Annotated in this window: 10 protein-coding genes; all 10 read left to right on the forward strand. The window is 64.9% G+C overall.

The annotated features are described in order from the left end of the window. The 10 genes from Q0071_RS01685 (at position 1) to Q0071_RS01730 (ending at position 8959) form a co-directional block, all read left to right on the forward strand. Positions 1-681, forward strand: coding sequence for an N-acetylmuramidase domain-containing protein (locus Q0071_RS01685; RefSeq protein ID WP_298164603.1), 681 nt, complete (start codon positions 1-3; stop codon positions 679-681). After that, complete coding sequence (locus tag Q0071_RS01690; RefSeq protein WP_298164605.1) at positions 678-1022, forward strand: hypothetical protein; 345 nt, start codon at positions 678-680, stop codon at positions 1020-1022. The genes Q0071_RS01685 and Q0071_RS01690 overlap by 4 nt, the downstream gene beginning before the upstream one ends. After that, a complete protein-coding gene (locus Q0071_RS01695) occupies positions 1019-1375 on the forward strand; it encodes a hypothetical protein (protein ID WP_298164607.1) in 357 nt (118 codons plus the stop codon). The genes Q0071_RS01690 and Q0071_RS01695 overlap by 4 nt, the downstream gene beginning before the upstream one ends. Positions 1376-1409: 34 nt before the next feature. Further along, complete coding sequence (locus tag Q0071_RS01700) at positions 1410-1565, forward strand: hypothetical protein (protein ID WP_298164608.1); 156 nt, start codon at positions 1410-1412, stop codon at positions 1563-1565. Positions 1566-2214: 649 nt separating this feature from the next. Next, the gene (locus tag Q0071_RS01705; RefSeq protein WP_298164610.1) at positions 2215-4494 is read left to right on the forward strand and encodes a TonB-dependent receptor; all 2280 of its coding nucleotides are present in this window, start codon (positions 2215-2217) and stop codon (positions 4492-4494) included. A 75-nt stretch (positions 4495-4569) separates the two neighbouring features. Continuing rightward, positions 4570-5298, forward strand: coding sequence for a TetR/AcrR family transcriptional regulator (locus Q0071_RS01710; protein ID WP_298164612.1), 729 nt, complete (start codon positions 4570-4572; stop codon positions 5296-5298). Beyond that, positions 5295-6176 carry an NAD(P)-dependent oxidoreductase gene (locus tag Q0071_RS01715; protein WP_298164614.1) on the forward strand — a complete coding sequence of 294 codons (882 nt, stop codon included), beginning with the start codon at positions 5295-5297 and terminating at the stop codon, positions 6174-6176. Before Q0071_RS01710 ends, Q0071_RS01715 begins: the two co-directional genes overlap by 4 nt. A gap of 64 nt (positions 6177-6240) precedes the next feature. Next, positions 6241-7164, forward strand: a complete 924-nt coding sequence (locus Q0071_RS01720; RefSeq protein WP_298164617.1) for an SMP-30/gluconolactonase/LRE family protein — start codon at positions 6241-6243, stop codon at positions 7162-7164. Further along, positions 7158-7955, forward strand: a complete 798-nt coding sequence (locus tag Q0071_RS01725) for an SDR family oxidoreductase (protein ID WP_298164716.1) — start codon at positions 7158-7160, stop codon at positions 7953-7955. The genes Q0071_RS01720 and Q0071_RS01725 overlap by 7 nt, the downstream gene beginning before the upstream one ends. 20 nt (positions 7956-7975) lie before the next feature. Further along, entirely contained in the window at positions 7976-8959 is a 984-nt protein-coding gene (locus tag Q0071_RS01730; protein WP_298164618.1) for a 3-keto-5-aminohexanoate cleavage protein, read from the forward strand. Positions 8960-8979: the final 20 nt, after the last annotated feature.

Here is an 8979-nt window from a genome sequence, read left to right on the forward strand (position 1 = left end):
ATGGATATCAAGGCGCTCCAGCGCGCGATCGGCGCGAACCCGGACGGGATATGGGGGCCGAAATCGAAGGCCCTGTTGCTGGAGTGGTTCCGCAACCCGGCGGCGGACCTGATCCGGCCAACGGAGCTTTCCTGGGCGGCAGGGCAGATCGGCTGCTCAATCCTCCAGATCAAGGCCATCTGGACGGTGGAATCATCCGGGCGCGGCTTTGATGCGGCGGGGCGGCCGAAGATGCTTTACGAGCGACACAAGTTTCACCGCTTTACCGCCGGATACTGGAGTCCGGCTGCGTTCAGCCAGCCAAGCGCGGGTGGCTATTCGCGCGATGCGGACGGCAACGGCGTGCTCGATGCCTGGGACCGGCTTTCGGATGCCATCGCCACGGGCGCGGTGGATGCGGCGTTCATGGCGGCAAGCTGGGGCGCGTTCCAGATCATGGGCGAGTGGTGGGACGAGCTGGGCTATGCCAGCCCCTTTGCCATGGCCCATGCCTGCGTGACGGGCGAGGCTGCGCACCTCGACATGCTGGTGCGCTATATCCGCCATTTCAAGCTGGAGGACGAGGTGCGGGCGATCACGAGCAACCCCGACTCCTGCCGCCGTTTTGCCGCCGCCTACAACGGCGCGGCATATGCGCGGTTCAACTATCACACCAAGCTTGCGGCGGAGATGCGTGCATGACGCTTTTCAAGGAATGGCCACCCCGTGACTGGCGCAAGGTTCTAGCGCTGATCTTCTCTGTGGCGGGCGCTGCGTTTCTGACGGCGCTGGTGTGGTGGGGCATGGCGGCGCTATTGCCGGAACGCGGATGGACGGTGGCAAGCGAGCCTGACCGCGCGGCAACGCTGCGCTGGGTGTTGTGGATCGCGATCGGCGGGGTGGTGGTGGTACTGTTCAGCCTGGGCATGGCGATCAACCGCCGCAGCCTTCAGGCGCAATGGGGCGACAAGCGCGTTGACTTCTCGGGCGGTGAGAACAGCGATGACGATGCCGCGCCTGCGGCAGGGGTGAGCACGCCATGAGCGGGCTGCGCGGCACGCTGATCGCGGCGGCGGTGGCGCTGGTGTTTGCGCTGCTGTTCCTGGCCAAGTGCCAGGAGGCGCGAACGGCAGGGGCACAAGCGCGACTTTCGCGCGATACGGGGCAGGCGGCGGTGGAAAGCGGCAGGGACGCTGTGGGCACTGTGAGCGCGGCGGGGGCACGGGCCGATGCCGGCGACGCAATCGGGAGAATGAATGATGAATCGATCCAAGGTGCGGCCGGGGCGGATCAGCCGGTGCCTCCTGCTGTTGCTGCCGCTGTGCGCAGCGGGCTGTGTCGGCGCGCCGCCTATCGGGACGATCCCCGCTGCCTGCGCTTCACTCCTGCCAAGTGAATGGCGCACCCCGGTGCCGGGCGCGGAAATGCCCGTGGACGACACGGTGGCGAACTGGGTGAGCTTTGGCGATCAGCAGACGGGCCAGCTCGACAAGGCGAACGACCGCGCGATTTCGGCGATCGGGATCATCGAGCGGTGCGAGGCGCGCGACCAGGCGGCAGTGAAGCGAAGCCGCCGCCTGTTCTGACTTTGCGCGATTTCAATGCAGATTGCTGCCGTTTTTTGCAGGCTAAGCTATTGAAAAATAGACTTGGCTGGCAGCTTCCCAAGCTGAATACGAGGGTTCGATTCCCTTCACCCGCTCCATTTTCCCGTCCGCCCATGTTCGCAGGCGCCTAAACAAACCCCCAAAATCCAAGGTATTTAGCGGTTATCAGGCCGCAAGCGTTCACCCGCGTTCGCAGCAGTGCGCCTGAAATTGCGATAGAATCAGCACCATAAGGCCGCTGACAGCCTGCGATTGGCCTCTATGGCCTGTCTCGAGCGGCTGCGCCTCCTCCGCCTGTCCGGCTGCCATAGAGCACTTTCCGCCCAATCAGGTTCCACGTCACTTTATATGACCTTAAGGTCATTTCATTGTCACGCCATGAGCTTCAGAAATCTTTGATCGCAGCAAACATTGGGCTTGACGCCGGTTTATCGGCAATTCAACATGACTTTAAGGTCATATTTGGTGGCGGGGCCGAACGGAAGCAAATCCGATCACGCCCCCCCCGGTTCGGTGCCTGGCCCCAGGCTGGCGCAGGCACCAAAAGGTGATGTCGCGACGATTGGAGGCGGGAATGGTTCAAGCACGAAGCACACTGTTGGTCTCGTCAGCTCTGGCGACTTTGGTCATGGCTGCACCCGCTACGGCGCAGCAGGCGCAGGACAACGAAATCATCGTGACGGCAAACCAGCGCGCGCAAAGCGTGCAGGACGTGCCCATCGCCATCAACGTCCTTACCGAGGAGCAGCTTCGCGCTGCCGGTGCCACCGATATCGGCAGCGCGCTGCAGGATGTGGCCGGCGTCGAATTCCGCACCGAGCAGACCGGCACCGGTGCCATCGCCATTCGCGGCATTGCCGAACTCAACACGAGCAATATCAACGGCACGACCGGTACGGCTGTCGGCCTCTATATCGATGACGCGCCCTTCTCGGTCGGCGGGTTCTTCCCGCAAGCGGCGGTATTCGATGCCGCGCGGCTCGAAGTGCTGCGCGGGCCGCAAGGCACGATCTTCGGCGAAGGCTCCCTCGCGGGCACGATCCGTGTGGTCACGAACAAGCCCGATGCCGGGAAAGTGGCCGGCGCAATCGAGGGCAATGTCGGCGCGGTCAAGCGCGGCGGCACCAATGGCAGCGTGAACGGCATGGTCAACCTGCCCATCGTGAAGGACAAGGTCGCGCTGCGCGTGGTCGGCTTCTGGCAGCAGGACGCAGGCTGGATCGACCGCACCGCCGCCACCGTCACCGCACAGTTCCTGCCGCAGCCCAATCCCATTCTCGGCCCCGCTGCGCCCGACGTGAAGACGATCTGGACGAAATCCACCACCACCCCCGATGCCAATGGTGCCGATTCGTGGGGAGGGCGCGCCGCGCTGGCGATCACGCCGAACGATAGCTTCAAAGCCACGGCCTCGGTGCTCCTCAGCCGCGCCGACCGCGGCTATCCCAATCGCGGCGGACGCGACGGCACCGGCTATTTCTCGTCCGGCAAAGTCGGGATGACCGACGATTTCGAGATGTACAGCCTCGTGCTCGAACAGAAAGCAGACTTCGGCACGTTCCTGTCCTCGAGCAACTATTTCAAGCGCCGGATCGACCAGACCACCGACCAGTTCGGCATCATTGCGCTCGCCAATCAGATCGGCGTTCCGCTGAGCGGCGGCCAGTTCGTGTTCCAGGGATCGCGCACCGACAACACACTACGGGTCAAGGAATTCAATCAGGAACTGCGCTTTGTCTCGGCGTTCAAGGGGCCGTTCCAGCTCACTGCCGGCGGCTTCTACCGCAACCGCGATGTGGGCTTCCGCATCCGCGGCCCGCAGGAGCCGCTGACCCCGGCGGGGATCGCCAATGTCCTGTGCGGCGGGCTGTGCGGCTATACGCTCCCCGGCTCGGGTGATCTCGATGCTCAGACGACCAGCAACTCGCGCCAGATCGCGGCCTTTGCCGAAGGCACGTTCGATATAACGCCCAAGTTCCAGCTGCTCGCCGGCGCGCGCTATTTCAACGACAAGCGCAAGTCCTCGACACTCGCGACCAGCCTGTTCAGCGGCCTGCCCTTCCCGCAGACATTCGGCTCGAAGGGCGAGGACAACGTGTTCAACCCGCGCGTGTCCCTGCGCTGGCAGCCCAACAGCGACGTTTCTGCTTACATCTCGTTCAGCCGGGGCTTCCGCTCGGGCGGGCAGAACGATCTCTTCGTGCTCGTGGCCGGCGCCACACCGGCGGACCAGACTTTCAAGTCCGAACGGCTCAGCGCCTACGAGGCCGGCGTGAAGACCCAGTTCGGCGCGGGTGGCCGGTTCAACGCAGCAGTGTTCTACAACGATTGGTCGAACCTGCAGGTGGTGACCAAGGAAGGCACCGGCAGCGTGGGCGAAGTGATCGGCAACGCCGGCTCCGCGCGCAGCTACGGCGTCGATCTCGATGCCAGCTACGAAGTGAGCAAAGGCCTTGTGCTCGCAGCCAACACCACGATCATTTCCAGCAAGCTCAAGGATGTCATCGCATCAGGTGCGCTGATCAAGGAAGCGCGTATTCCCGGCACCGCAAATTTCACCGCGAGCGGATCGATCAACTACAACTTCCCGGTGACGGACAAGGTCGAAGGCTTTGCGCGCGCCTCGGTCACCCACCGCGGCAATGCGCTTTCGGGCCTGCTGCGCATCGGGACCCCGGTGGAGCAGATCCCCGCCTATACCACGCTCGATCTGCGCGCGGGCGCAACGATCGGGTCTGCCCGTTTCGAGGTCTATGCGGAAAACGTGACCAACACTTTCGTGCCGCTGTCGATCTTCTATGCGCCCAACGCCAGCAACCCCGGCGGCGGCGATCCGCTCACTGGCAATGTGCTCTACTACCAGGGCTCGCCGCGCGTGATCGGCGCGCGGGTGAGCTTCCGGTACTGATCGGCCTGATGCGCGGTGTCGACGCCTCGGTCGCGCCGCGCTATCGGGAAGGCCGTCTAACCAGAGGACCGGGCCTTGTCGGATATCGGCGCGATCAAGTTTACCACCTATCTCGAAGCGCTGGCGCTCGAGATCCGCAAAGTCCGCAGTGGCGAGAAGACCAGCCTCAAGCTGCTGGCCGCCGGGGCGCGGCTGCTGGACAATGTCGGCTACCGCGATCTCAACGTCGAGGAAATCTCGGCCGAGGCCGGACTCGCAAAGGGCACGTTCTACATCTACTTCAAGACGAAGGACGAGTTCCTGATCGAGCTGGCGCGCCGCTTCGTTGCGTTCGAGCCGCAGACCCTGCCCTCGTTCTCCCCGCGCGAGACGGCGTTTGGCAGCACGTTGACGCTGGTCAGGTGGTATGAGCGCGGCTTCCTGCGCAATGTCGGTATCCTGCGCTGCATCATCCAGATGGGCGAGACCGACGATGCGATGCGCGAGTTGTGGCAGCGCCGCAACCGCATCATTGCCGAACATGCCTGGGATGGCACGCTGGCACGGTTCAATAATCCCGCGCTCGATCCGGCCCTGCTGATGCTGGCCGTGCGCACCGTCGGCGGGATGATGGACCAGAGCCTGTTCAACCGCACCCGGGTCCAGACCGACACCGGTGAGGCAGGAGAAGGTGACGCGGATCCCGAATTCCTGTGCCGCTTCCATGCGCTCCTCATCTACCGCGCGGTCTATGCGCACAATCCGCCTGATCCCGAAGTCGCTGATCTGGTGGCGGCGATCGCGGGCCCCACCGCTCTGGCATGAGCACCGTCACCCTCTTCGGCACGGGCATCATGGGCGCCCCGATGGCGCGCAATCTGGCGCGGGCCGGACACCGGATGACGGTGTGGAACCGCAGCTTCGCAAAGGCGGCAGCGCTGGCGCAGGATGGCCTCGTCGCGATTGCCGATGCGGCAGAGGCGGCGCGCGGCGCAGAGATCGCCATTCTCATGCTCACCGATGGACCGGCCTGCGATGCCTTGCTGTTTGAGGCTGGTGTGGCCGAGGCGCTCGCGCCGGGCTCGGCGGTCGTGGTGATGAGTTCGATCCCGGTCGCGACCTCGCGCACGCAGGCCGCGCGCCTTGCCGAGCGCGGCATTGCCTGCGTCGATGCGCCGGTCTCGGGTGGCGAGAAGGGGGCGATCGAGGCCACGCTTTCGATCATGGCAGGCGGCAGCGCCGAAGCGGTAGCGAGGGTGCAGCCGGTTCTGGAGGCTCTCGGCCGGGTCACCCATGTCGGCCCCGCCGGTAGCGGACAACTGGCCAAGCTTGCCAACCAGCTCATCGTCGGCGTGACGATCGGCGCCGTCTCGGAAGCCATGCTGCTGGTCGAGGCTGGTGGCGGCGATGCGGCGGCGGTGCATCAGGCGCTGATGGGCGGCTTTGCCGATTCCACGATCTGGCGCCAGCACGGCGCGCGCATTCTGGAGCGCCGCTTTGCCCCCGGCGGCAAGGCCACCGTGCAGCTCAAGGACATGCGCACGATCACCGCCGCTGCCGTCGGCATGGGGCTCGACCTGCCCTTCGCCGGCCTTGCCGAGGCGCTCTACGCGGCCATGTGCCAAGGGCCGCACGCCGAACTCGATCATAGCGCGCTCTATCTGGAACTGGCCGCGCGGGGTGCCGGAAAACCGCCCGCGTAAAAACCGGTTGCATTATATGACCCACGGGTCATAAACTTTCTCTCGTAACGGGAGAGAGTCGCGCGTGACACTTCAGGTCATCACAGACAGGCTGCGCTTCCCCGAAGGCCCAATCGCGCTTTCGGACGGCAGTGTGGTCGTCGTGGAGATCGAGGGTGGCGCCCTCACACGCGTCCGCCCAAATGGTGACCTTGAGGTCATTTCACAGCTCGAAGGTGGGCCAAACGGCGCAGCTCTCGGCCCCGATGGCTGGGTCGTCATCGCCAATTCCGGCGGCTGGCTCTATACCAGTGAAGCCAATGGCTGGCGGCGGCCGACCGGGCAATCCGATGTCCCCGGCTGGATCGAACGCGTCTCACTCGCCACTGGAGAGAGTCAGCGCCTCTACGATGCCTCCGGTGGCATGCGCCTGCAGAGCCCCAACGATCTCGTGTTCGATGCGCTGGGCAATTTCTACGTCACCGATCACGGCAAGCGTGATGGGCGCACACTGGGGCTTGGTGCGATCCACTACGGCGCGCCGGATGGCAGCTTCCTGCGCCCGGTCGTCACTGGCCTGATCACCCCCAACGGCGTGGGCTTGTCGGCCGACGGGAAGACGCTGTTCGTGGCCGAAACGGTCACGCGCCGGATCCTGTCCTATCCCATTGTCGCACCCGGCGAAGTCAGCCTGCTGCCCTGGCCTGCCCCGGCCGGCGGGCACCTCGTGGCCGGCCTGCCCGATCGCAACTTCCTCGACAGCATGGCGCTCGATGCCGAGGGCCACATCTGCGTCGCCAGCTTCAACGCCTGCGGCATCTTGCGCATCTCGCCCGATGGCGCTGCGCGCCGCTTCACCCCGCTCGACGACTACTACGCCACCAACATCGCATTCGGCGGCCCGGATCGGCGCACAGCATTCGTCACCCTCTCCTCCACCGGGCGGCTGGTGTCGTTCGAATGGCCCTGCCCCGGTCAGCCTCTTGCCTTTGAAGGACCTGCATCGTGAGTTTCGTCCCCGATCTGCTCGCCGGCCGCAGCGCCTTCATCGCTGGCGGAACCAGCGGCATCAATCTCGCCATCGCCCAGGCCTATGCCGCGCACGGGGCCAAGGTGGCAGTGCTGAGCCGCAAGGCTGAAAAGGTGGAGGCCGCAACCGCCGCGATCGGCCACGGCGCCATCGGCTTTGCCGCCGATGTCCGCGATGCCGAAGCGGTGAGCGCGGCGATGAAGGCAGCTGCAGAGGCGAACGGCCCGTTCGATGTGATCGTCTCGGGCGCGGCGGGCAATTTCGTCGCCCCTGCTGCCGCGCTTTCGCCCAACGGCTTCAAGACTGTGGTCGATATCGACCTCGTCGGCACCTTCCATGTGTTTCGCGCCGGGTATGAACTGGCGAAGAAGCCCGGTGCCTCGTTCATCGCGATCTCCGCGCCGCAGGGCTCCGCGCCCTATTTCGCGCAGGCCCACGTTTGCGCAGCCAAGGCGGGGATCGACATGCTGGTCAAATGCCTCGCCTTCGAATGGGGGCCGGAAGGCGTGCGGGTGAACAGCCTCGTCCCCGGTCCAATCGACGGCACCGAGGGCATGGCCAAGCTCGCCCCCAACGAAGCGATGCGCAAGATCGCGACCGAGGCCACCGCGCTGCGCCGCTTCGGCAGCACCGGCGATGTCGCGATGCTGGCGCTCTACCTTGCCTCCGACGCCGCATCCTATGTGACCGGCGCGATCATGCCGGCCGATGGCGGCCAGATGCTGGCGGGCAACGGCGCGTTCAGCCCGGCCCGAATTTTCCAACAGTAGAACAATCCGGAGAAAATCTGATGCGCAAGACCAACAAGGTCATCATCACCAGCGCGACCACGGGCGCGATGCATATGCCGGTGATGTCACCCTATCTGCCGATCACCCCCGAACAGATCATCGCGGATTCGGTCGGCGCGGCGGAAGCGGGCGCTGCCATCGTCCACCTCCACGCGCGCGATGCGGAAACCGGCTGCCCCGTCACCGATCCGGCGGTCTATGGCCAGTATCTGCCCGCCATCAAGCAGCAGTCCGATGTCATCATCAACATCACCACCGGCCAGCCCGCGATCCGCCGCAAGCCCGATGGCGGGTTCGATGTGAAGACCGCCTGGGCCGATGTGCTCGACGAGCGGCTCGCCGCGCCCAAGCAGTTCGAGCCGGAGATCACCAGCTTCAACATGGGGCCGATGAATGCGGCCAACTGGATGCTGGGCATGCGGTACGAGCTCGACAAGCTGAGCGACTGGGAAAGGCTCTTCGTGCTGAGCACCAAGGACCTCACCATGCAGAACACCTTCGCCTCGATGGAACGCATCGCGAAGGAGCTCGGCCAGGAGCGCGGCGTCGTTTTCGAGTATGAATGCTTCGATATCGGCCACCTCTACAGCCTGAAAATGCTGGAAACGATGGGCTGGGTGAAGCCGCCCTATTTCATCCAGTCGGTGTTCGGCTTCCTTGGCGGCATCGGCACCGGCATGCGCCATGTCCATCACTTCAAGGACACCGCCGACGAGCTGTTTGGCGATGACTACATCTGGTCATGCCTCGCGGCGGGCAAATCACAGATCCCCACGATCACCCAAGGCGCGCTGCTGGGCAGCAGCGTGCGCGTCGGGCTCGAGGATTCGCTCTGGTACGGCAAGGGCCAGCTCGCGAAATCCTCGGGCGAACAGGTCGGCCGCATCCGCCGCATCCTCGAAGAGCTCGGCCTCGAGATCGCCACGCCAGACGAAGCGCGGGCGATGCTGGGCACCAAGGGCGCCAACAACGTCAAGTTCTAGTCTCCATTTGCTGAAGGAAT

The sequence above is a fragment of the Novosphingobium sp. genome, from assembly GCF_027486195.1.
GTDB lineage: Bacteria > Pseudomonadota > Alphaproteobacteria > Sphingomonadales > Sphingomonadaceae > Novosphingobium.

Coding starts and splice junctions, on each gene's coding strand:
- Q0071_RS01730 (WP_298164618.1), top strand. CDS start 7,976: ATGCGCAAGACCAACAAGGTCATCATCACCAGCGCGACCACGGGCGCG.
- Q0071_RS01715 (WP_298164614.1), top strand. CDS start 5,295: ATGAGCACCGTCACCCTCTTCGGCACGGGCATCATGGGCGCCCCGATG.
- Q0071_RS01685 (WP_298164603.1), top strand. CDS start 1: ATGGATATCAAGGCGCTCCAGCGCGCGATCGGCGCGAACCCGGACGGG.
- Q0071_RS01690 (WP_298164605.1), top strand. CDS start 678: ATGACGCTTTTCAAGGAATGGCCACCCCGTGACTGGCGCAAGGTTCTA.
- Q0071_RS01705 (WP_298164610.1), top strand. CDS start 2,215: ATGGCTGCACCCGCTACGGCGCAGCAGGCGCAGGACAACGAAATCATC.
- Q0071_RS01695 (WP_298164607.1), top strand. CDS start 1,019: ATGAGCGGGCTGCGCGGCACGCTGATCGCGGCGGCGGTGGCGCTGGTG.